This window comes from Arthrobacter sp. CAN_C5, assembly GCF_017875735.1.
Lineage (GTDB): Bacteria > Actinomycetota > Actinomycetes > Actinomycetales > Micrococcaceae > Arthrobacter_D.
Window position 1 is genome coordinate 1407676 of sequence record NZ_JAGGMZ010000001.1, and the last position, 21154, is coordinate 1428829.

The 21154-nt window shown below is 66.4% G+C and carries 22 protein-coding genes; 14 read left to right on the forward strand and 8 right to left on the reverse strand.

Features of this window, described 5'->3' with window-relative positions; genetic code table 11:
• Positions 1-75 precede the first annotated feature (75 nt).
• Complete coding sequence (locus H4V95_RS06660; protein ID WP_196865810.1) at positions 76-1350, forward strand: MFS transporter; 1275 nt, start codon at positions 76-78, stop codon at positions 1348-1350.
• A 12-nt stretch (positions 1351-1362) separates the two neighbouring features.
• Here H4V95_RS06660 and H4V95_RS06665 read toward each other — a convergent pair whose 3' ends face one another.
• Entirely contained in the window at positions 1363-2118 is a 756-nt protein-coding gene (locus H4V95_RS06665; RefSeq protein ID WP_209731302.1) for an IclR family transcriptional regulator, read from the reverse strand.
• A 104-nt stretch (positions 2119-2222) separates the two neighbouring features.
• On the opposite strand from H4V95_RS06665, the gene H4V95_RS06670 reads away from it, so the two are divergent.
• The 4 genes from H4V95_RS06670 to H4V95_RS06685 all read left to right on the forward strand — a co-directional run bounded on the left by H4V95_RS06670 (position 2223) and on the right by H4V95_RS06685 (position 6757).
• Complete coding sequence (locus H4V95_RS06670) at positions 2223-2774, forward strand: flavin reductase family protein (protein WP_196865811.1); 552 nt, start codon at positions 2223-2225, stop codon at positions 2772-2774.
• 54 nt (positions 2775-2828) lie between these two features.
• Complete coding sequence (gene hpaB / locus H4V95_RS06675; protein ID WP_196865812.1) at positions 2829-4283, forward strand: 4-hydroxyphenylacetate 3-monooxygenase, oxygenase component; 1455 nt, start codon at positions 2829-2831, stop codon at positions 4281-4283.
• 152 nt (positions 4284-4435) lie between these two features.
• Positions 4436-5767: an MFS transporter gene (locus H4V95_RS06680; RefSeq protein WP_196865813.1), complete on the forward strand. Its 1332-nt coding sequence runs from the start codon at positions 4436-4438 to the stop codon at positions 5765-5767.
• A gap of 93 nt (positions 5768-5860) precedes the next feature.
• Positions 5861-6757: a DNA-formamidopyrimidine glycosylase family protein gene (locus tag H4V95_RS06685; protein ID WP_209729497.1), complete on the forward strand. Its 897-nt coding sequence runs from the start codon at positions 5861-5863 to the stop codon at positions 6755-6757.
• A 35-nt stretch (positions 6758-6792) separates the two neighbouring features.
• Here the strand turns inward: H4V95_RS06685 and H4V95_RS06690 are convergent, their stop codons facing one another.
• Positions 6793-7245, reverse strand: coding sequence for a PGPGW domain-containing protein (locus tag H4V95_RS06690; RefSeq protein ID WP_196865815.1), 453 nt, complete (start codon positions 7243-7245; stop codon positions 6793-6795).
• A 104-nt stretch (positions 7246-7349) separates the two neighbouring features.
• Here H4V95_RS06690 and H4V95_RS06695 point away from each other — a divergent pair, with 104 nt between their 5' ends.
• Entirely contained in the window at positions 7350-7925 is a 576-nt protein-coding gene (locus H4V95_RS06695) for a dihydrofolate reductase family protein (RefSeq protein WP_196865816.1), read from the forward strand.
• Between the two features lie 17 nt (positions 7926-7942).
• Positions 7943-8098, forward strand: a complete 156-nt coding sequence (locus H4V95_RS06700; RefSeq protein WP_196865817.1) for a hypothetical protein — start codon at positions 7943-7945, stop codon at positions 8096-8098.
• On the opposite strand, the gene H4V95_RS06705 is transcribed toward H4V95_RS06700, so the two are convergent.
• From H4V95_RS06705 to H4V95_RS06725, 5 genes are all read right to left on the reverse strand, one after another.
• Positions 8095-9117 (reverse strand): serine/threonine-protein kinase, encoded by a 1023-nt coding sequence (locus tag H4V95_RS06705; RefSeq protein ID WP_209729499.1) that lies wholly within the window; start codon positions 9115-9117, stop codon positions 8095-8097. The two genes, H4V95_RS06700 and H4V95_RS06705, sit on opposite strands and share 4 nt — an antisense overlap.
• Positions 9118-9287: 170 nt before the next feature.
• Positions 9288-10088: an alpha/beta fold hydrolase gene (locus tag H4V95_RS06710; protein ID WP_209729501.1), complete on the reverse strand. Its 801-nt coding sequence runs from the start codon at positions 10086-10088 to the stop codon at positions 9288-9290.
• A gap of 26 nt (positions 10089-10114) precedes the next feature.
• Positions 10115-10444 carry a biotin/lipoyl-containing protein gene (locus H4V95_RS06715; protein WP_196865820.1) on the reverse strand — a complete coding sequence of 110 codons (330 nt, stop codon included), beginning with the start codon at positions 10442-10444 and terminating at the stop codon, positions 10115-10117.
• Positions 10437-11474: an alpha-ketoacid dehydrogenase subunit beta gene (locus H4V95_RS06720; protein WP_196865821.1), complete on the reverse strand. Its 1038-nt coding sequence runs from the start codon at positions 11472-11474 to the stop codon at positions 10437-10439. The genes H4V95_RS06715 and H4V95_RS06720 overlap by 8 nt, the downstream gene beginning before the upstream one ends.
• Complete coding sequence (locus tag H4V95_RS06725) at positions 11467-12498, reverse strand: thiamine pyrophosphate-dependent enzyme (RefSeq protein WP_196865822.1); 1032 nt, start codon at positions 12496-12498, stop codon at positions 11467-11469. Before H4V95_RS06725 ends, H4V95_RS06720 begins: the two co-directional genes overlap by 8 nt.
• Before the next feature lie 297 nt (positions 12499-12795).
• On the opposite strand from H4V95_RS06725, the gene H4V95_RS06730 reads away from it, so the two are divergent.
• From H4V95_RS06730 to H4V95_RS06760, 7 genes are all read left to right on the forward strand, one after another.
• Positions 12796-13278, forward strand: a complete 483-nt coding sequence (locus H4V95_RS06730; RefSeq protein WP_196865823.1) for an Lrp/AsnC family transcriptional regulator — start codon at positions 12796-12798, stop codon at positions 13276-13278.
• Positions 13279-13453: 175 nt separating this feature from the next.
• A complete protein-coding gene (locus H4V95_RS06735; RefSeq protein ID WP_312883959.1) occupies positions 13454-14239 on the forward strand; it encodes an NrtR DNA-binding winged helix domain-containing protein in 786 nt (261 codons plus the stop codon).
• Positions 14236-15519 carry a quinolinate synthase NadA gene (nadA, locus tag H4V95_RS06740; protein ID WP_196865825.1) on the forward strand — a complete coding sequence of 428 codons (1284 nt, stop codon included), beginning with the start codon at positions 14236-14238 and terminating at the stop codon, positions 15517-15519. The genes H4V95_RS06735 and nadA overlap by 4 nt, the downstream gene beginning before the upstream one ends.
• Entirely contained in the window at positions 15516-17168 is a 1653-nt protein-coding gene (nadB, locus tag H4V95_RS06745) for an L-aspartate oxidase (protein ID WP_196865826.1), read from the forward strand. Before nadA ends, nadB begins: the two co-directional genes overlap by 4 nt.
• The gene (gene nadC, locus H4V95_RS06750; RefSeq protein WP_196865827.1) at positions 17165-18049 is read left to right on the forward strand and encodes a carboxylating nicotinate-nucleotide diphosphorylase; all 885 of its coding nucleotides are present in this window, start codon (positions 17165-17167) and stop codon (positions 18047-18049) included. The genes nadB and nadC overlap by 4 nt, the downstream gene beginning before the upstream one ends.
• Positions 18046-19194, forward strand: coding sequence for a cysteine desulfurase family protein (locus tag H4V95_RS06755; protein WP_209729503.1), 1149 nt, complete (start codon positions 18046-18048; stop codon positions 19192-19194). The genes nadC and H4V95_RS06755 overlap by 4 nt, the downstream gene beginning before the upstream one ends.
• A 42-nt stretch (positions 19195-19236) precedes the next feature.
• The gene (locus tag H4V95_RS06760) at positions 19237-20211 is read left to right on the forward strand and encodes a DUF368 domain-containing protein (RefSeq protein ID WP_312883960.1); all 975 of its coding nucleotides are present in this window, start codon (positions 19237-19239) and stop codon (positions 20209-20211) included.
• Here H4V95_RS06760 and H4V95_RS06765 read toward each other — a convergent pair.
• Positions 20208-21116 carry an alpha/beta fold hydrolase gene (locus H4V95_RS06765; protein ID WP_209729505.1) on the reverse strand — a complete coding sequence of 303 codons (909 nt, stop codon included), beginning with the start codon at positions 21114-21116 and terminating at the stop codon, positions 20208-20210. The genes H4V95_RS06760 and H4V95_RS06765 overlap by 4 nt on opposite strands.
• Between the last annotated feature and the right edge of the window lie 38 nt (positions 21117-21154).

Here is a 21154-nt window from a genome sequence, read left to right on the forward strand (position 1 = left end):
TAGGCTTGTTCACCGGGTTGGGCGCATCGGGAGGGGGGACGATGCGCACTCAGCTGTATCCGGAAAGACTCGATCATGACACCACCCCTTGTAGCCGGCAGCCGGCTGGGACGCTTTGGCCGTCTCCCCGCACTGGCCGGACCATCCTTCCTCACCATAGGTTTCTTCGCCCGGCTCCCGCTGGCCATGCTGACCGTCGGAGCCCTCACCCTGGTCACCGCGGCGAGCGGATCCGTGGCGACCGGCGGGTTCGCCGCCGGAGCGGTTGGTGTGGGCTCGGCGTTGGGCGCACCGATCCTCGGGTACCTCGCGGACCGTACCGGCCAGCGGCCCGTGCTGCTCATCTCGGCAGCACTGAACACCGCAGCCATCATCTGGGTGATCGCTGCGAGCTATCTCGTTCCGGACTTCTCCGGACCATCAACGGCAATGATCCTCGCCGCGGCATTCGGCATGGGTCTGACCTCCCCCCAGATCGGGCCCTTGGCGCGGGTGCGCTGGATCGCGCTGACCCGACGCACCCAACCCGGTGACCTGGACACGGCGCTGTCCTATGAAAGCACCGCGGATGAGCTGACCTTCGTCCTTGGACCAGCACTGGTGGGACTTCTGGCGAGCCTGATCACCCCCTGGCTGCCGTTGGCCCTCGCCGCCGTGCTCACCGTCGTGATGGTGAGCGCCTTTGCCGTTCACAGCACGGTCCAGGCGGTCGTGCCGCTCAACCGCCGGCCCCGACGCGCCGCCGCGGGGGAGGCGCCGCCCCGGCGGGGCGCCCCCGGCAGCCGACGGTTCTGGTTCCTGGTTCCCCTGCCCGTGTTCGGGATGGTCGCGATGGGGACCTTCTTCGGATCGACACAGACTGCGCTCATCGCGTTCGCGGGAGAGTTCGGTGCGGCGACCTCGGCCGGCCTGCTGTACGCGGTGATGGGTCTGAGCTCGGCGGCAGCCGCCCTGTCGGTGGCGTACTGGCCGGCACGGTTCTCGGCGTCGTGGCGCTGGATTCTCTCAGCGGGTGGAATGAGCCTGCTGACCCTGTTCCTCTTTATTCCGCAGGAGGTCCCCCTGATGCTGTTGGTTCTGTTCGTGCTCGGCATCCCGGTGGGACCCACTATGGTCACCATCTTCAGCATCGGTTCCCTGGTGGCCCCGAAGGAACTCATGGGCACCGTCATGACCCTGCTGGCCAGTGGGATTGTCGCGGGCACCGCGATCGGAGCTTCGGTAGCCGGGACCGTCGCGGAAGCTGAGGGATTCAGCGCGGCCTTCATCGTTCCCGTTGCCGCTGCCGGTGCCTTGCTCCTCCTGGGCATCGTCTCCCTCGCGGTTCCCCGGCAGCAGCCAGAGGAGTAGCTCCAAGGGAGGTCAGCGCAGCTGGTCCTCGATGGTCCGCGCGCAGTCGATCAGCTGGGCGCCGAGTTCGGAGGGGGTGTGCAGCGAGCGGATGTAGACCAGCGCCACCGCGGCCGGCAGCTGGCCTGGAATCCGCACCGGCACTGCCACCGACGAGACCCCGTCAATCACCTCATCATGGCTCACCGCATAGCCGGTGCGCTGAGCGGTGCGGGCATCGGCCCGGTACGGCTGCCCGGGGGCACGGCGCTCCCACGCCTGTTCGGTGAGGGCCGACTGGATGGCGATTCCCGGCGCCCCGGCGCTTACCGGGTGGCGGGTGCCGGGCCGCTGGGCCACGGTGGCCCCTGTGTGGCGGGGCTCCACCGCCACCAGCGTCACACAATCCTGCTGGTCCAGAACGACCACGAAGGCGGTCATGCCCAGCGTGTTGGCCAGCTGGGTCAGTTCGGGGAGGGCAGCGGACTGCAGATCACTCGCAACACCCCGGGCCAGCGCGGCCAGGCCCGGTCCGGCCTGCACCCCGCCCGCCGCATCACGGACTACCAACGAATGATCCTCCAGCGTCCGCAGGATTCGGTAGGCGATGGAGCGGTGGACGTCGAGACGCACTGCCAGCTCGGCTATCGACAGTGGCGAGCTGGCCTCGGCCAGGATCTCCAGGGCGCGGATACCACGGGAGAGGGTCTGCGAGTGGGCTGATGGCGCGATCGCAGTACCGCTCTGGGCACTTACCACGGCTGTTCCTCCTGGCTGGTCGACTGTCATCTCGGTCACTTCTGGTCACTATTTCATTATCTGAATGAAATGTTCAACTATAGAACAGCTAGGCTGGAAAGGAGCCAACAGGAACCCATCGAAGGAGTCCCGCAATGATTGCGTCACCGCAGAACCGGGATGCGGCGGGCGATGGTTTTGCCGCCCGCCGCCGCTCGCTGAACGCCCCCCGCGCGCACCACTTCAGGGGGAGCCTTGGCCGGTTCGCCACCGGGGTGGGCATTGTGACGTTCGATGGCGCCACCAAGCGCCACGGGATTACCGTCAACTCCTTCACCTCGGTGTCCATGGAACCGCCGCTGGTTCTGGTGAGTATTGCGCGCAGCACCAAGGCACACGATGAACTGGCCGGGTGCCCCTTCGCCGTCAACATTCTTGGTGCCGAGCAGCGTTCGCTGGCCATGCATTTCGCGGGCCGGCCCACCAACGAGCCGACCTGGCTCGAAGGCTCCACGGCACCTCGTCTGGCCAATGTCCTGGCCTTCTTTGAATGCACGCCGTGGGCGGCGTACGACGGCGGTGATCACACCCTGTATCTGGGTGAAGTGCAGGACTTCAACTACCGCAAGGGAGACGCCCTTGCGTACGCCAACAGTACCTTCACCACCATTCCGGAGAACCAGTTGGGAATGGAAGACCTGTTCTAGCGGGTTGCACACCAGGCAGTACAAACGACAGCCACCTCACGCGAGTGGAGCACAATGGGAATCCGATCCGGCACGCAGTACCTGGACAAACTGAACTCCATGCGGCCGCACGTGGTCATCAACGGCGAAACGGTCAGCGAGAACGTCGCCGAGCACCCGGCGTTTCGGAACGTCGCACGCACCTACGCCCGGCTCTACGACCTGCAACACGATCCCGATTACACGGACCGGCTCACCTACGTCTCGCCCACGAGCGGCGACCTGGTGAACGCCTCCTTCCTGGTGCCCCGGAGTGTTGGCGATCTGGAAAGGCGACGCGCCGCAACCTCCTGCTGGGCCGAGTACTCGCACGGGTTCCTGGGCCGGACGGGCGACTACATGAACGGCTGCCTGACGGCGCTGAGCACCGCGGAAAAGTGGTTCGCGCAGGCGGATCCGATGTTCGGCGAGAATATCCGCAGGTTTTACGAGCACTGCCGGGAGAATGATCTCCTCACCACCCACACCCTGATCCCGCCGCAGGTCAACCGCTCAGTAGCCGGGTCGGAACAGCTGGGTGGCCAGCTCTCCGCCCGGATCACTGAGGAGCGCGACGACGGAATCATTATCAATGGGGCACGGATGCTCGCCACCATCGCCCCGATCGCCGACGAACTGCTGGTGTTCCCCTCCACCCTGCTGCGGGGAACCCCCGAGGACGCTCCGTACTCCTACGCGTTTGCGCTGCCGAGCGACACCGAGGGGGTGAGGTACCTCTGCCGCACCCCGCTGTACAACGGGGGATCGACTCACGACGAGCCCCTGGCGTCCCGCTTTGAGGAGATGGACGCCGTCGTCGTCTTCGACAACGTGTTTGTGCCCAATGAGCGAATCTTCATGCTGGGCCACCCGGACCTGTGCAACAGTTTCTACTCCGACACAGGCGCCGGAGCGCTGATGACCCACCAGGTGGTCAGCCGGACCATCGCCAAGAGCGAGTTCTTCCTGGGTCTGGCATCCGAACTGTCGGAATCGATCGGCATTGATGGCTTCCAGCACATTCAGGAGGATCTGGCCGAGTTGATCCAGACGGTCGAGATCGGCAAGGCCCTGATGCGGGCGTCGGAAGTGGATGCGCAACCGAACGACGACGGCGTCATGCTGCCGAGATGGACCACCCTGAACGCCGCACGGAACTGGTATCCGAAGGTGGCGCAGCGATTCCCCGAGATCATCAGGAAGTTCGCCGCCAGTGGCCTGATGGCCCTGCCGGGGGAAGCCGACCTGGCGAGCGCGGCGTTACCGGACATCGAGCTGTATCTGCAGGCGAAGACCCTCACCGGGCCGGAGCGGGTGCGGCTGTTCAAGCTGGCGCACGACGCCTCGATCTCCGGGTTCTCCGGGCGCCAGGCCCTGTACGAGTATTTCTTTTTTGGCGACCCGGTACGGATGGCTGGAGCGCTGGTCAAAAGCTACAACACGGCGCCGGTTCAGGCACGGGTCCGCGAGTTCCTGAACCGTTCCGACTGACTCCGCCGGGCTGCGTTACCCGACGGGGATTCTGACATGTAACGACGGTTCCTGTTGGGTGCGCTGATTAAAGTGACAAAGGGTAGTATGATCAGCGTCACAATTACCGAACGTTCTGTCAGTAAATAGCCCGTCCCACCCTGGAGTACACAATGACGTCTTCTTCAACCAGTGTTGGCCAGTCCAACCAGCGCGTGACCCGCGAGGAACGCAAGGTTCTCGCGGGGACCCTGGTCGGTACCACCATCGAGTGGTACGACTTCTTTATTTTCGCCCAGCTGACCGCAACAGTCCTGGCAGGGCTCTTCCTGACCCCCCTCGCGGAATCCAACGCGGGCCTGGCCCAGATTCTCTCCTTCGCCCTGATCGGTATCAGCTTCCTGTTCCGACCGCTGGGCGCTATCGTCGCCGGCCACCTGGGCGACCGGATCGGCCGCAAGGCGGTCCTGGTGATGACCCTGCTCCTGATGGGCGGCGCCACCGCGCTGATCGGCCTGCTGCCGACCTACGCTCAGATCGGCATCTGGGCCCCCATCCTGCTCATCCTCTTCCGCATCATCCAGGGCTTCTCGGCGGGCGGCGAGTGGGGTGGTGCCGCACTGATGGCCGTGGAGCACGCGCCAGTGCACAGGCGCGGTCTCTTCGGTGCCTACCCGCAGATCGGTGTCCCGATCGGCATGATCCTGGCGACCAGCCTCCTCCTGCTACTGCGCACGGTCCTCTCCGAAGACGAGTTCCTGGCCTGGGGCTGGCGGATTCCCTTCCTCCTCTCGGTGGTCCTCATCGTGGTGGGCTACCTGATCCGACGCTCCGTCGCAGAGAGCCCCGTGTTCAAGGAAATGGCCCAGCGCAAGGCAGAGAGCAAGGCGCCACTGCGCGAACTGTTCAAGAACCACACCAGGAACGTGCTTCTGTCCGCCGCTATCTTCATCGGCAACAACGCGGCCGGCTACCTCCTGATCGCCTTCTTCATCTCCTACGCGACCGGGCGACTGGGCCTTCCCATCACGGACGTGCTGCTCGCGACGGTGCTCGCCTCATTCGGCTGGCTCATCTTCACCATGGTGGGTGGCTGGCTCTCCGACAAGATCGGCAGGGTGCGGACCTTCCAGATTGGCTACGCCTGGGTCTTTGTCTGGATGATCCCCATGTTCCTGCTGATCGACACCGGTGACATTGTGCTCTACGGCATTGCACTGTTCGTCCTGACCATCGGGCTGGGGCTGTCCTACGGGCCGATGTCCGCCATGTACGCCGAGATGTTCCCCGCCCAGGTACGGTACTCGGGCATCTCCATCGGGTACGCTCTCGGCGCGATCCTCGGCGGTGCTTTCGCCGCGACAGTGGCGCAGGCCCTGCTTGAGGCGTACGAGTGGTCCGGCTCTGTCGCGATCTACATCATGGTGCTCTGCGTGATCTCCTTCATCGGCGTCAGCCTAGTCAAGGAGACCAAGGGCGCGCCCCTGGGAGTGTCACACCACTAGCAGGACCAGCCATCCCTCGGGAGGCCGGAGACGGCGGGAAGATTCCCGCCGTTTCCGGCCTCTTCGGTTACCGGGCAGTGTTAACCTAGGTCCATGCCAGAGATGCCTGAGGTGCAGGGGCTCGTTGATTTCCTGCGTCGGAAGTTGATTCCCGACGACGGACCGCCCGCCGTCGTCGTCGACGTTGAAGTGGCGTCCTTCTCCGTGCTGAAGACGGCGCAGGTGCCGGTGCAGGCGCTCACGGGCACGTCGGTGCAGTCAGTCCAGCGGCGCGGGAAGTTCCTGGTGCTTCAGATCGGCGGGAAGTACCTCGTGATGCATCTGGCACGCGCCGGGTGGCTCAGGTGGTCCGATAATCTCGGCACGGCGCGGCTGAAACCCGGGAAGGGACCAATCGCCTTGCGGGTCCGGTTCGCCCACGGCGGGAACGACGCCGGGACGGGCGATCAGCCCGGTTTCGACCTCACCGAGGCGGGCACCCGGAAGTCGCTGGCAGCCTATCTGGTGGAGGAGCCCGACGAGGTTCCCGGGATCGTCCGTCTGGGGCCGGACGCACTGGAGATGGACCTGGACTCCTTCGAGGGGTTGCTGAAGTCCCATACCGGCCAGATCAAGGGACTCCTGCGTGATCAGTCGAAGGTCGCCGGAATCGGGAACGCGAATAGCGACGAGATTCTCCACGCCGCCCGGCTTTCACCTTTTGTCCACGCGAACAGGCTGGACGACGACGCCGTCGCCATCCTGCACGCCACCATGCGCCAGATGCTGCAGACGGCCATCACGGCGGCGTCGGGCAAGCCCGCCAAGGAGCTCAAGGACACCAAACGGGAGGCGCTCCGGGTCCATGCCCGCACCGGGGAGCCCTGTCCGGTCTGCGGGGACACGGTGCGTGAGGTCTCCTTCGCGGATTCCTCACTGCAGTATTGCCCCACCTGTCAGACCGGCGGAAAGCCCCTCGCCGACCGCAGAACCTCCAAGTTCCTGAAGTAGCTCCCCTCGCGGGCCCTGGGGCGGCACCGGACGGACTATTGCTCGACGCGGGAGGGCCTGAACCGCCGGTAGCTATAGACGATCAGAACAAGCGCAATGATTCCCGAGCCGATGAGGGTCCCGCCGGTGACCCAACCGCCAGGAAGCCACCACCGCTCTTCCAGCGGCCACCAGCCAGGAATCGGCGGCTGGATTCCCCAGATGACTCCCATGGTCATCAGACCAAAGGCGCCCAGCACGCTGCAGAGGATGCGGGGCCAGGTCAGCATACCCAACTCGGCCGCCTGCATGGCGCGTGCCATGACCGGGCGCAGCAGCCTTCCTGCCCAGGCGTAACGAAACGACAGGACTGCCAACCCCGACGCCAGCAAGAGGAGGCCGGGGCCGGGTAACACCAGCCCCGCGATGCCGAGTACCACCAGGGTCCACCCGCCGACTTCGATGGCGACCCGCCGTATCCACGGGTGAACCCGGTCCGACTTCATCATTGAATCAGCTTCCCATATTCGGCTTGCGAGCGTGGAGCCACGACCGGCACAGCCCAACCGGCCCGATGCTGGACACGGGACGGCGCGGAGCGGAAGATGACCCCATGGGCCGACTGATCTACTCCATCATGAGCTCGCTTGACGGCTATATCGCCGACGAGGCGGGCACCTTCGATTGGGCTGTGCCCGACGAGGAGGTGCTTGACTTCATTAACGACCAGGAGCTGAAGGTCGGCACCTATCTCTATGGGCGCACCATGTACGAGATGATGACGGGTTGGGAAACCGAGGACAGCTACGCCGCCCAGTCGCCGCAGTCGGCGCGTTTCGCAGGCATCTGGCAGGCGGCCGAGAAGATCGTCTACTCCACCACCCTTGCCGATGTGTCGACCAGGCACACTGGTCTGCGCCGGGCTTTCGACGCCGAGGAGATCAGGCAGCTGCTTGATGGTGCCACCGCCGATGTCAACATTGCGGGGCCCACCCTGGCCGCCCATGCGTTCACCGCTGGCCTGGTCGACGAGATCCAGGTGATCGTGGCGCCGGTGATCGTGGGCGGGGGAACTGCGTTCTATCCGAAGGCCCGCGTCCCCCTGGTGCTGCGCGACACCCGGACCTTCGGAAACTCGATGGTCTGGCTCCGCTATGGGGTCGTTAGGATGGCAGAACGAGCCGAATAGCAACCAGAAGGAGCACCATGACTGAGCAGCCTGACCACGAGGACACGAACGCCGACGAGAAGTCGAAAGGCCCCGACGGTACTATCCCGGAGTCTGAGGATGGGGTAGGCGCGGGAGTCACCAAGGAGCCGTCGAGTTTTGAGCCTGAGGAACCCGCCGACGAAGAGAACTAGCCCAGGCGTGGGGCGTGGGGCGGCGGCGCGGGGATATGCACCTTGCCGGTGATGGTATTGCCGGTAAGGACCCCACCGGTCATGATCCCATTGGTCATCACGCCGCCGGTCACCGGCTCCGGCGGGTCAGCAGGCTCGTCGGTGCCGGTGCCGGTGCCGGTGCCGTGCAGGGGCCTGAGCGCACGGCTCTCGTCCGTGTCGAGTGCGTAGTCCCGCAGCACCAGGGCCACCTCGTGGGCATCTGGACGTTGCTGGGGGTCGCGGGCAGTCATGCCGGTGAGCAGGGTGCCCCATACAGGTCCCAGCGAGTCGGGGACCTCCGGGTCGCGCAGCAGCCTGGCCACCGCGGCTTCAACCACCGCGCCAGGAAAAGCCTTCTGGCCGGTGAGGCTCTCCAGCAGGACCAGGCCGAGGGAGTAGATGTCCGAGGCGGTATCGACGACTGACCCGTGCGCCTGCTCCGGGCTGAGGTAGTTGGCGGTGCCAAGGGTGGCTCCCGTGGCGGTAGCCATGGTGGCATTGATCATCCGGGCAATCCCGAAATCGGTGAGTTTGGAATACAGCCGGGTGTCCTGCTCCCCAGTCCGGTAGAGCAGGATATTGGCGGGTTTCACGTCGCGGTGAATAACCCCCTGCGAGTGGATGTAGGCCAGCGCATCAGCCAGGTCCGCGCCCAGCTGCGCCACCTCAAGCGGTCCGAGGCGTTCGGCCTTCAACAGCTTCCGCAGGTCCCTGCCGTCCACGATTTCCATCACCAGGAAGCTGGTGGTGCGACCTGATTCATCCTCGTGCAGGCCCGCGTCATGCAGGGTGACCAGGCCCGGGTGATTCAGGGTCGCCAGCAGGAGGGTTTCGGTGTGCTGGCGACGGTAGTCATCGTCATCCGAGGTGCTGGGATTGAACACCTTGACGGCTACATCTCGCCCCAGGTTCTCATCGGTCGCCCGGTACACCGAGGAGGCACCGCCCGTCCCGAGCAACTCAGCGGTCGTGTACCGCTGCCCTAACAGTTGGTTCACGGGTTCCTTAGATAACGAATGGTCGGCGGGAATCAGCACCTACAAAGCTAAGCCCGCTGACTATGCCACGCTATCGTACGCGCGGGGTGTAAAGTGCCACGCCACACGCACGCCCCCGGAACCCGGTTCTCCCGTTGCTTTTCTTGAACGGGTCGCCTCCCCGGCAGGGCCTACGCGTTGAGGAAATCGATTGCGGCCTTCTTGAAGGCGCGGGAGGTGATGGCGTTGGTGTGGGTGCGTCCCGGGAGCCACACCGTCTCCGCCTGATTGCTGAGGGCAGCGAGGTCCGGCATGGTGGCCGCCCTGTCGTCGTTTTCGCCAGCGACCAGCAGCAGCGGCATGCGCGGCACGGCCTCCGCGGCAGTGAAGGGCTCACCCTTGATGGCCTCCACCATGGTCAGCAACGCGAACACATCGTGGGACGGTACCATCCGTGCCATCCGGAGCAGGTCGGCTGTTAAGGCGTCCTCGACCGGGGTGCCGTCGGTCAGGTGCTGCTGCGCGGCGGTGAGGTCAAAGTCGGCCAGCGGATCGGCCGAACCGGGACCACCCAGCACCATGCGGTGCACCAGCTCGGGCTGGGTGGCACCGAATTCCCAGGCCAGCCGTGAGCCGAGAGAGTAGCCGATGATGTCCACCCCGCTGCCCGGCGTGGCGTCATCTAGCGGGATGACGTGCGAGTCCTGCAGGAGTTGCAGAAGATCGGCCCGGATGCGGCTCGGTGCGTAGGCGTCGCGCTCTTCGGGGGAGGCGCTGTTGCCGTGACCGGGGAGGTCGACGGTAATCACCCGGCGTCCGGCGTCGGTCAGTGCCCGAATCCAGCCCGTGTCCTGCCAGTTCAGTTTCGTTGAGGAGGCGAACCCGTGCAGCAGCAGCACCGGCCGGGTATCGGACTCCTGCGCCGGGCTGTGTTCCTCGACGAACAAATGCGGGTCGATGCCCTCTACCAAGTGGTCCCGGTGCCGTCCCATGTCAATCTCCCTCGGGTTAGATGCGTCTAGTCGTCGTCGGCAATGGGGCTCAGGCGCACCCGCCGTTTGGGTGCGTGCTCCTGCGGAACCGTTCCGACGATGCCTGCCGTGTTGTCGGGCACCTCAAACACGATGAGGGGGTCGCCGACCTTCACCACCTGGCCCGGCTCACCGTGAACCCGCACCACGACGCCGGCCTGCGGTGAGGGGAGCTCCACCGCGGACTTGGTGGTCTCCACCTCCACCAGGGGCTGGTTGCGCTCGACGGTGTCGCCGACGGCCACCAGCCATTCCAGCACCGTTGCCTCGATGAGGCCTTCACCCAGGTCGGGTAACGGGAAGGACAGTTCAGCCACGGCGGTGCTCCAATACTCGTTGAATACCGAACAGGATCCGGTCGATGTTCGGTACGTACTCGTCTTCCAGATCGCCGGAGGGGTACGGAACATCGAATCCTGTCACCCGTTCCACCGGTGCCTTGAGAACATTGAAGCACTGCTCGGTGACCAGCGCAGCAATTTCGGCGCCCAATCCACTGGTGCGGGGCGCTTCATGCACGACGACGGCTCGCTTGGTTTTGGCCACCGAGGCGGCCAGCCCCGCAGTGTCGATGGGCTTCAGCCAGCGCAGGTCGAGCACCTCAACGTCAATCCCGTCCTCGGCGGCGAGTTCGGCGACCTGCAGGCAGCGAGCCACCATGGCGCCCCACGCGATGAGCGTAACGTGCCGCCCGGGACGGGCCACCCGCGCACCCTCGAGCGTGCCGCCGTCTGCCGTGTCAACCGGATCCTTCTGCCAGTACCGTGCTTTCGGTTCCATGAAGATCACCGGGTCGGGCCTCCGGGCAGCGTGCTTGAGCAGGTGGTAGGCCTGGTGCGGATCTGCCGGTGAAAGAACCTTCAACCCGGGAACGTGCGCGAAAAGGCTCTCTAGGCTTTCCCCGTGGTGTTCGGGAGCGCGGATTCCGCCAAAGCTGGGAACGCGCAAGGTGATGGGCATTGGGAGGGTGCCGCGGCTGCGGTAGTTCATCCGGCCGATCTGGCAGACAATCTGGTTGACGGCAGGGTAGGCGAATCCATCGAACTGCACCTCGGGGATGGGGTGGAATCCCGCCATTGCCAGTCCTACGGACATGCCCAGGATGCCCGACTCGGCCAGGGGCGTGTCGAACACCCGGTCCGCGCCGAATCGCTGCTGCAGTCCGTCGGTGATCCGGAAGACGCCGCCCAGCTGACCAACGTCCTCCCCGAAGATGAGGGTTTTGGCGTTCTCTTCAAGCGATTCGGCCAGCGCCCGGTTCAGGGCCTGCTGCATGGAGAGGTGTTCCAGGTGGGGTCCAGCCTCATCCAGATCCGGCGCCGTGATTTCTGCCGTCTGCTCAGACATGCTCTGATTCCTCTCGCCAGGTGGTTTCCTGCTGCTGGAGCGCTGGGGTGGTCTCTTGGAAGACGTACTTGAACATGTCGGCGCCGGGCCGCGGTGCCAGGGATTCCACGCCTTCGCGGACGCGCTCGGTCTCCGCCTCGGCATCGGCGAAGACCGAGTCGAAGTAGTCGGTACCGGCACCGTAGGCGGTGCGCAGCAGGTCCGCGCATCGCTGCACGGGATCGAGACTGCGCGCCGTCTGCTCATCTTTGAGGGATCGGTATCGGCCTGGATCGTCGCTGGTGGAATGAGGTCCGAGGCGATACGTGTTGGCTTCGATCAGCATGGGCCCGTTGCCTGCGCGGCAATGCGCGATGGCTTGCCGGGTGGCAGCGAGGACGCTGACGACGTCGTTCCCGTCCACGGTGAGCGACGGCATCCCGTAACCCGCGGCGCGGGCGGCAACAGTGCCCCCGGCAACCTGCGCGGCGGTGGGGACGGAGATCGCCCAGCCATTGTTCTGCACGAAGAAGACCACCGGTGCCTTCATCACTGCCGCGAAGTTCATCGCCTCATGGACGTCACCCTGGGAGCTGGCGCCGTCGCCGAAGTAGGTGAGGGCGACGCCGCTCCCGTCGCCGGCAGCCTGCTCATGCTGGGCCAGGGTCTGTCCGTGGGCCCAGCCGACCGCATGCAGCACCGAGCCGGCGACGACGGCCTGGATCGGGGCCAGGCGAGTGGCGGCGGGGTCGTAGAGGCCGCCGTGCCAGGTTGCCTTGTGGGTGGCCATGTAGTGAACCATGTCGACGTTCATTGCCCGGGCGACGCCCATCTCCCGATAGGTGGGGAAGACAAAGTCACGGGTGGTGTCGACGGCGTAGCCGCTGCCCACCTGGGCAGCCTCCTGGCCAAGCAGCGGAGCGTAACCGGGAATGATTCCCTGCCGCTGCCAGCGGACGGCCGCAATGTCCAGCTGACGTACTCGGACCAGTAACTGGTAGAGCTTCGTCAGTTCCTCCTCGGGAGGGGTGGGCGTGGGATTCATTGCCGTCCTTATGATGGGGATCACTCTGCTGCAGTGACGGTACGTCCTCGGGGCCGGTACTGCAATCTGTGCAGGCGAGCCTGCGCACCGTGTAGATAATTGGTGGAATTTTCAGCTCACAACTACACAAAGTGTTCGTTAGACTGGATATTGATCGACATAAAAAAAGCGACAGGAGCGCGTGCGCCGTCGAACCCACCCCTGCCGCTTGGTCGCTAGACCAACGACTGTGACAGTAGTCACTAATTCGCTGTGACACAACATGGGCCGGTGCCCGGCGTGTCCGAGAGGTAACACATGGCCATCGACCCGCTCGATTCCCGCATCGCCGAACTGTTCACCGATGATCCGCGGATGAGCGTACTTGAGGCGTCGCGGCGCCTGTCCGTAGCCCGGGCCACCATTCAGGCGCGCCTCGACCGGATGCAGCGCGACGGCGTGATTGCCGGCTGGGGCCCGCGGATCGAGCCACGCAGTCTGGGGTACCCGGTGGTGGCGTACTGCTCCCTGATCATCCACCAGGACTCCGGGCATGACGCCGTCTCATCGGCGCTCGCGAAGATCCCCGAAATTCAGGAAGTGCACACCGTGTCGGGGGAGAGCGACCTCCTCGCCAAGGTGGCCGCGCGGTCCAATCCTGACCTCCAACGCGTGATCGATGCGATTATTGCCACCCGGACGGTGGTGCGCTCGTCGACGGTCATCGTGCTCAACACGCACTTCGAGGGGCGCACCCTGCCGCTGATGCGGGCTGCCGCGGACCACGACACCTCTGGTTAGCCACCGCGGGTGTACTCCCGCCCTGCGCCCCCAAGTCGAGGGCGGGTTGGAGAACCGGACTCTTCCCGCTAGAATTAGTTATAGTCAATCTGACATTAACTCGGATTGGACATCATTCGCTGGCACACTGTGCCACGCTCCAGGCGCGGAATCGAGGGAACGAATGTACAGAGGTGTGAGCCATCCGGAGGCGGCGAACGTCTCCGAGCGGCAGCTGCAGCCGCCCGCACTGGCCATTTCCACGGTGATTTTCGCCCTCCGCCCCAGTGCGACGTCAGGACGCCCCACCCTCTGGCTGCCGCTCGTCCGTAGGATCAGGCAGCCACACCTGGGTAAGTGGGCGCTGCCGGGCGGCCCGCTCGCCCAGATCGAGTCACTTCAGGATGCGGCGTCCCGCAATCTGAGGGAAACCACCGGGCTGGTCCCCAACTACCTGGAACAGCTGTACGCGTTTGGCGGGCTTGACCGGGCGGCCACTCAGCGCCTCGTCTCGATCGTTTATTGGGCGCTGGTCCAGCCGGACGAGGCAGCGCTGACGCAGGAGTCCGAGAACGTCAGGTGGTTCCGGGCTGACAAGCTTGAGGACCTCGCGTTCGACCACAACTCGATCGTTGACTACGCGCTCTGGCGGCTGCGCAGCAAGATGGAATACGGGTCGATCGCCTACCACTTCCTCGGCGAGACGTTCACGCTGGCGCAGGTCCGGGAGGTCTACGAGGCGGTGCTTGACCGGCAGCTGGACCCGGCGAACTTCCGCCGCCAACTCCGCACCACCCCGGACATCACACCCACGGACGAGTACCTGCAGGGCGTCCGCCACCGCCCGCCCCGGCTGTACCGGTACACGGGAACCGCAGGCACCCTCGGCGCCCACGCCACCCCGACTCCTGCCTCCACTTCCTCCAGCACCTCTTCCTCCAGCACCGCCCCCACTGACCAGATTTCCAGGAGCCTCCCATGACCAGTGTCGCCACCGCCATTGAGCTTGTGACCCGTGAACAAGCACTGACCAGGCGCGTTACCACCTGCTCGCCAGCCCTCGCCAAGGACCCGTGGACGGTTGACCGGGAGGTGGCACCCACCTATGGGCCCGGCGCCTCGATGGGTGACAGTGCTCCTGCCACGACGCCGCGGCAGGGCGAACTGCCCGAGGAGTACCGCCTCGCCTCCGACGCGGAGCTGGACGCGCGCATCCTGGCCGCCAAGGCGACGCTGGGGGACCGGGCGGTCATTCTGGGCCACTTCTACCAGCGCGACGAGGTGGTCAGGTACGCCGATTTCGTGGGCGACTCCTACCAGCTGGCGCGCGCCGCCACCGAGAAGACAGCGGCGGAAGCAATCATCTTCTGCGGTGTCCACTTCATGGCCGAGACCGCCGACATGCTCTCCCGGCCCGACCAGGCGGTGATCCTCCCCAATCTCGCTGCCGGCTGCTCGATGGCCGATATGGCCGATATCGACTCCGTGACGGACTGCTGGGAAGACCTGGCGGAACTGTTCGGGACCGAGCCCGACGACGACGGTCGGGTCCCGGTCATCCCCGTCACCTACATGAACTCCTCGGCCGCGCTCAAGGGGTTCTGCGGTGAAAATGGCGGCATTGTGTGCACCTCCTCGAACGCGGCTGCAGTCCTTGAGTGGGCCTTCCAGCGCGGGCAGCGGGTCCTGTTCTTCCCCGACCAGCACCTCGGCCGGAACACGGCCAAAGCCATGGGTGTGCCGCTGGAGCAGATGCCCCTGTGGAACCCGCGCAAGCCGCTCGGCGGCAACCAGGAAGCCACCCTGCAGGACGCGAAAGTCATCCTGTGGCACGGTTTCTGCTCGGTACACAAGCGGTTCTCGGTGAACCAGATCGAGAAGGCACGGGCCGATTTCCCGGGCGTCCGGGTGATCGTGCACCCCGAATGCCCCATGGAGGTGGTGGACGCAGCCGATGAGTCCGGCTCCACCGACTACATCCGCAAGGCGATCGACGCCGCTGCACCCGGCAGCACCTTCGCCGTCGGTACCGAGATCAACATGGTCAACCGGCTCGCGGCCGAGCACCCCGAACACACCATCTTCTGCCTGGACCCGGTGATCTGTCCCTGCTCCACCATGTACCGGATCCACCCCGGCTATCTGGCATGGGTCCTGGAGGCGCTGGTCGACGGGACCGTCCTGAACCAGATCACCGTCGACGAGTCGGTGACGGTCCCGTCCCGGGTGGCGCTCGAGCGCATGCTCGCCGTCCAGCCATGACCGGGGCACCGCTGGGGCAGGTCCTCGTGGTGGGCAGCGGCATTGCCGGGCTGTACGCCGCGCTCTGCCTGCGCCGGTCCAGCCCCCGTACCGCGGTCATCCTTGCCACCAAGGGACGCCTGGAAAACAGCAACACCTGGCACGCGCAGGGCGGGATCGCGGCCGTACTCCCGGACCGGATAGACCCTGACACAACCGCCCCTGACACAGCAGACACTGCCACGGCAGACCCCGACACTGTTGCCCACCACGTTGCCGATACCCTGGCCGCTGGCGCAGGGGCCTGCGTGCCGGAGGCGGTTCAGGCCCTGTGCTCCGGGGCAGCCCGCCATATTGCGGCGCTTCTGGACCTCGGGACCCCCTTCGACCGCACCGCTGCCGGTGGGCTGGCCCTCGGCCGGGAGGCCGCCCATTCAGCGTCGCGGATCCTGCACGCCGGCGGTGACGCTACCGGGGCCGCTCTCGCCCGGGCGCTCATTGCGGCGGTGTTGCGCGACCCCGGAATCGAGGTGCTGGAACACTCATTCCTCGCCGACCTGCTCCTTGAGGGGGCAGTGAGGCAGTCGGTGCGTGGCGCTCTCATCCTCCGGGACGGTATACCCCACACCGTCGACGCCGACGCGGTGGTGCTTGCCACCGGGGGTGCGGGCCAGCTGTTCGCCCACAACACCAACCCCCTGGTGGCCACCGGCGATGGGCTGGCCGCTGCGTGGCGAGCCGGCGCCGTCGTCAAGGACCTTGAGTTCTTCCAGTTCCATCCCACCGCCCTTGACGTCCCGGGCAACCTGCTGATCTCGGAAGCAGTCCGCGGAGAAGGCGCAGTCCTGCGGGATGAGTCGGGGAACCGCTTCATGAGCGCCTATCACCCGGCGGGGGAACTTGCGCCGCGGGATGTCATCTCCCGGAGCATCGCCCTGCACCTGAGGGACCGCGGTGAGGACCGGGTATACCTCGACGCCACCGGGCTGGGGGCCGGCTTCCTCTCCACCCGGTTCCCGTCCCTGCACCGGCACACCGCCGCCCACGGCTTTGACTGGTCGGTTGATCCGCTGCCGGTGGTCCCTGCTGCCCACTACTGGATGGGCGGAATCCAGACCGACCTCGCCGGGAGAACCTCCCTTCCGGGGCTCTACGCCATCGGCGAGACCGCCTGTACGGGAGTCCACGGCGCCAACCGGCTGGCGTCCAACTCACTGCTGGAGGGGCTCGTCTTCGCAGGCCGGGCTGTCGACGCGATCACTTCCGGCACCGGCACCTCCCACGCCACGAACGCCCATGCCATGACCGCCCATGACCTGGCCTCTGGTTGGCCAGGGTTCGCTGCGACCGAGCTCGAGTTTCCCGACGGCGTCCGGACGGAGATCTGCGACCGCCGCACCCTGCAGCAGCTGATGAGCGACCATGCAGCGGTGACGCGCAGCGCGGCCGGCCTGCAGGTGGCCGCCAAACAACTCGACCAGTTCGCCGGTGCCTCCGGTTCCCCTGACGAGCGCGAGACCGGCAACCTGCTGACGTCCGCCCGGTTGCTGGTCCATGCCGCTGCCGCGCGGGAGGAGTCCCTCGGCGCCCACTACCGCACCGATTTCCCGGGCCGCGCCACCCCCGGTAGCGTTCCGCACTCCACTGCCTACCGAAGGTCACACCCATGAGCCAGCCGACCGGTCAGCCGGCAACGCCCGACGTCGACCGCATCGTGGCCGCGGCGCTCGCCGAAGACGCGCCCTGGGGCGACATCACGTCGGAGACCCTGATCCCCGCGTCTGCCTCCGCGGAAGCCTCGATCGTGGCCCGGGAGGCGGGAGTCTTCTGTGGCCAGCAGGTCATTGAAGCGGCGCTACGACTGACCGACCAGCGCACCAGCGTGCGGTTCCTCCTCGCGGATGGGGAGACCTTCGACGTCGGCGCCGTCCTCGCTGTCCTGTCGGGACCCGCACGGTCTCTGCTGCGGGCCGAACGGGTGGCGCTGAACCTGGCGCAGCGGCTCAGCGGGATTGCCACTCTCACCGCCCGGTTCGTCGAAGCGGTGGAAGGTACACGCGCCAGGATCGTCGATACCCGCAAAACCACGCCCGGACTGCGGGTGCTGGAACGGTATGCGGTTCGCTGCGGGGGAGGCTTCAACCACCGGTTCAGCCTGTCGGACGCCGTGATGGCCAAGGACAACCACCTGGCCCTCCTCACCCGCGGCGGCGCCCTCGGGTTGACTGAGGCGCTCACCGCAGCAAAGGCCCGGCTTCCCCACACGGTTCATTTCGAGGTGGAGGTGGACCGGATCGACCAGATCGAGCCCGTGCTCGCCGCAGGGGTGGATACGATCATGCTCGACAACTTCTCGCTGGCCGAGCTGGCCGAGGGTGTGCTGCTGGTGGCGGGGCGTGCGCTGGTCGAAGCCAGCGGGAACGTCCGGCTCGACACCGTGGGCGCGATAGCCGGCACCGGGGTGGACATCATTTCCTCCGGGGCGCTGACCCACAGCGTCCACGCCCTTGACCTGGGACTCGACCTCACCGTCCGGGGAACAGCCCGGTGATCTATCTGGATGCCGCCGCCACCGCACCGGTCCGCCAGGAGGTCCTGGAGGCAATGTGGCCGCTGCTGACCTCTGAGTTCGGTAACCCCTCCAGCCACCACGGTCCGGGCGAGACTGCTGCCGCTGCGCTGGCCACAGCGCGGAAGAGCGCCGCGCGGGTCCTGGGGTGCCGACCGGCTGAACTCACCTTCACCTCGGGTGGGACTGAAGCCAACAACCTTGCCCTGAAGGGCATTGCGCTCGCCTCGCCCCGCGACCGGCACATCATCACCAGTGCCATTGAGCATCCCGCTGTCCTGGAAGCCCTTGACTACCTGCACCGCCTCCATGGCTTCCGGATCACGGTGCTCCCGGTCTCCTCCACCGGACTCGTCGACGCCGACAGCCTGAGCGACGCACTGACACCCGGCACCACCTGCTGCTCCATCATGTACGCGAACAACGAGGTGGGCACGGTCCAGAACATCAGAGCGCTCGCCGACCGGTGCGCGGCGGCCGGCGTGCCGTTCCACACGGACGCGGTCCAGGCCGGAAGCTGGCTGGCGCTCAGCGTCGCGGACCTGGGCGTCGACGCGCTCACGCTGTCCGGTCACAAGCTGGGAGCACCCAAGGGGACCGGCCTGCTGTATGTCAGGTCCCGGATTCCGTTGGAACCTCTGATTCACGGTGGCGGGCAGGAGCGCGGACGCCGGTCCGGGACCGAGAATGTCGCCGGAGCCGTGGGGTTCGCCATCGCGCTCGGCCAGGCGCAGGGGGAACGGAACGCGGCCGTCGCTGCCGCCACGACACAGCGGGACTACCTGATCAATCACGTGCTGGACACGGTGCCGGGAGCACTCCTGACGGGGGACCCGGGCCAGCGCCTGCCCAACCTCGCATCGTTCTGCTTCCCCGGGACCAGCGGGGAGTCGGTGCTCCTGGAATTGGAACGTCGAGGCGTCGTGTGTTCCAGCGGGTCGGCCTGCGCGGCGGGCAGCGACGAACCGTCGTCGGTCCTGCTGGCGCTGGGTATTGACCGGGAAACCGCCCAGACGGCGGTGCGCTTCTCCTGGACGTCCGCCACCACCGAACGCGACATCGCCCTCACTGCGCGGGCCGTGACCGCGGCCGTGACGACGGTCAGGGGCTTGGGGCGCCCGGCGTAATCTGGCACGGCCCATCAGCGCCGGCACACTACAGTTAAAAGGGTGACTTCCCCATCCCCCACCCCAGTGAAGCCCGCACCCACCGTCCGATCCAGCCTTGCCCACGTGATCCGTGGCGCGCTGATCGGGATCGTCGAACTTGTGCCGGGAGTCTCCGGCGGCACCGTCGCACTGGTCCTGGGCATCTTTGACCGGCTGATTTCCTCGGCCAACCACCTGATCAGAGGCGTCGTCCGATTCACCGTCAAACGTCAGGGTCGCAGCGTCTCCCGTCACCTCACCGGTGTGGAATGGGCGCTCGTGGTGCCGTTGGTGATCGGCATGTTCCTCGCCCTGTTTACCCTCTCCGGCCCGCTGCACGCCTTCGTCGAGGGCCAGCCGACCATTTCGAGCGCCCTGTTCCTCGGGATGGTCACGGCCAGCCTGCTGGTGCCCATTTCGATGGCCCTTGAGGCGGGACCGGTCACCCGGTCCACCCTGGTGGGCGGGCCCGTGGTGGTGCTGCTCGTGGCCGGTGCCGCGTTCCTGCTGCTGGGTCTGCCCGCCCTGCAGGTACAGGATCCCGCCTGGTGGGTGCTGGTGCTGAGCGGTGCGGCCGCGGTATGTGCCCTGGCCCTGCCGGGTCTTTCCGGCTCCTTCATCCTGCTGACCTTTGGCATGTACGAACCCACCCTGGAGGCAGTGAGCGAGCGGGACTTCGGGTACCTGGCGCTTTTCGCCGGTGGTGCCGTCCTGGGACTGGCCTCCATCGTCCAGCTCCTTGCGTACCTCCTGCGGGTGCACCGCCGGGCTGTCCTGCTGGTGGCCACCGGCCTGATCCTCGGCTCGCTCCGGGCGCTGTGGCCCTGGCAGGAGAACAGTGCACTCCTGGCGCCCGACGGCGACTGGCTGGCTCCACTGCTGGCCGCCCTCGGTGGCGCAGCGGTGGTCCTGCTCCTCTGGTCACGGGAACGCCGTGGGAACGCTGTCGCCGCGTCCCTTCAGGGACCGCGCCCCTCCAAGGGGGAGATCTTCTAGTCCCCGACACGGGGGTCCGCGGCGCCTGACGTGTCAGCCAGGATCCGCGCCACGGCTTCCGGATCCTCGATGTGGGCGAAATGTCCGGTACCCGCCAGCACGTGGGCCTGCACGTGGGGGAGCAGCGCCGCGAGTTCGGCCAGCTCCGCGGCCGGGGTGAAAACATCCCGTTCACCCCGCAGCAGCACCTGGATTCCTCCGGCCGCCTTCCAATGGGAGAAGTCGAAGTGCTTCAAAGCGTCCGCCGCGAGCGCAAACGCGGCCGGTCGGGCGTCGACGGCGAGGGCGGTGACCACCGGCTCGGTCAGGGCTGCGGGCCTGACCACGAACGGCCGCAGCACGAGCCTGAACAGTCGAAGCCGGCGCGCCACAGCCACCAGACGCGGCCCCAGCACTCCGGTGAGGTCAAGAAACCCCATGATGGTCTTCATTCCGAGCAGCGGAAACATTCGGTGAAGGTTCCGCCAGGGGTGGCGGAAGGCTTGTGCGGCGACCACCGCGGTGGGGGAGAGCACCACCACCGCGAGTGTCCTCTCCGGCTCAACGGTCGCGATCTCCAGCGCCGGAACAGCGCCCATTGAGTGCCCGAAGAGCCGCCACTGCCGGTATCCCGCCTGGACCAGGACCTCCACCACTGCGGCGGCTTGCGCCTCGATGGTGAATCCTCCGATGCCCGGAGAGTCGCCCCACCCGGGAAGGTCGATCACCACGGTGTCGACGTCGGTGGGGAAATGATGGGCTGCCTGTAGCTCCCTGAACGTCCGCCAGGAACCTGCCGCGCCGTGCAGCAGAACCCACGGCGCCGCGCCCACGCCGGCAGACCTCGAGATTCGGACCCACACGGGACCCAGCGCGGTAGGGAAAGCTACCGAGGTAACCATGGTGTGGGACAGGTCAGGGGTCATAGGGGTAATTCTCCACGGCGGCCGGTGTGGATGACCCT

Excerpts from the sequence above, each read along its gene's own strand:
- H4V95_RS06680 (WP_196865813.1), top strand. The coding sequence starts at position 4,436 with ATGACGTCTTCTTCAACCAGTGTTGGCCAGTCCAACCAGCGCGTGACC.
- H4V95_RS06690 (WP_196865815.1), bottom strand. The coding sequence starts at position 7,245 with ATGATGAAGTCGGACCGGGTTCACCCGTGGATACGGCGGGTCGCCATC.
- H4V95_RS06685 (WP_209729497.1), top strand. The coding sequence starts at position 5,861 with ATGCCAGAGATGCCTGAGGTGCAGGGGCTCGTTGATTTCCTGCGTCGG.
- nadB (WP_196865826.1), top strand. The coding sequence starts at position 15,516 with ATGACCGGGGCACCGCTGGGGCAGGTCCTCGTGGTGGGCAGCGGCATT.
- H4V95_RS06695 (WP_196865816.1), top strand. The coding sequence starts at position 7,350 with ATGGGCCGACTGATCTACTCCATCATGAGCTCGCTTGACGGCTATATC.
- H4V95_RS06730 (WP_196865823.1), top strand. The coding sequence starts at position 12,796 with ATGGCCATCGACCCGCTCGATTCCCGCATCGCCGAACTGTTCACCGAT.
- H4V95_RS06670 (WP_196865811.1), top strand. The coding sequence starts at position 2,223 with ATGATTGCGTCACCGCAGAACCGGGATGCGGCGGGCGATGGTTTTGCC.
- nadC (WP_196865827.1), top strand. The coding sequence starts at position 17,165 with ATGAGCCAGCCGACCGGTCAGCCGGCAACGCCCGACGTCGACCGCATC.
- H4V95_RS06720 (WP_196865821.1), bottom strand. The coding sequence starts at position 11,474 with ATGTCTGAGCAGACGGCAGAAATCACGGCGCCGGATCTGGATGAGGCT.
- hpaB (WP_196865812.1), top strand. The coding sequence starts at position 2,829 with ATGGGAATCCGATCCGGCACGCAGTACCTGGACAAACTGAACTCCATG.
- H4V95_RS06765 (WP_209729505.1), bottom strand. The coding sequence starts at position 21,116 with ATGACCCCTGACCTGTCCCACACCATGGTTACCTCGGTAGCTTTCCCT.
- H4V95_RS06725 (WP_196865822.1), bottom strand. The coding sequence starts at position 12,498 with ATGAATCCCACGCCCACCCCTCCCGAGGAGGAACTGACGAAGCTCTAC.
- H4V95_RS06660 (WP_196865810.1), top strand. The coding sequence starts at position 76 with ATGACACCACCCCTTGTAGCCGGCAGCCGGCTGGGACGCTTTGGCCGT.
- nadA (WP_196865825.1), top strand. The coding sequence starts at position 14,236 with ATGACCAGTGTCGCCACCGCCATTGAGCTTGTGACCCGTGAACAAGCA.
- H4V95_RS06710 (WP_209729501.1), bottom strand. The coding sequence starts at position 10,088 with ATGGGACGGCACCGGGACCACTTGGTAGAGGGCATCGACCCGCATTTG.
- H4V95_RS06665 (WP_209731302.1), bottom strand. The coding sequence starts at position 2,118 with ATGACAGTCGACCAGCCAGGAGGAACAGCCGTGGTAAGTGCCCAGAGC.
- H4V95_RS06700 (WP_196865817.1), top strand. The coding sequence starts at position 7,943 with ATGACTGAGCAGCCTGACCACGAGGACACGAACGCCGACGAGAAGTCG.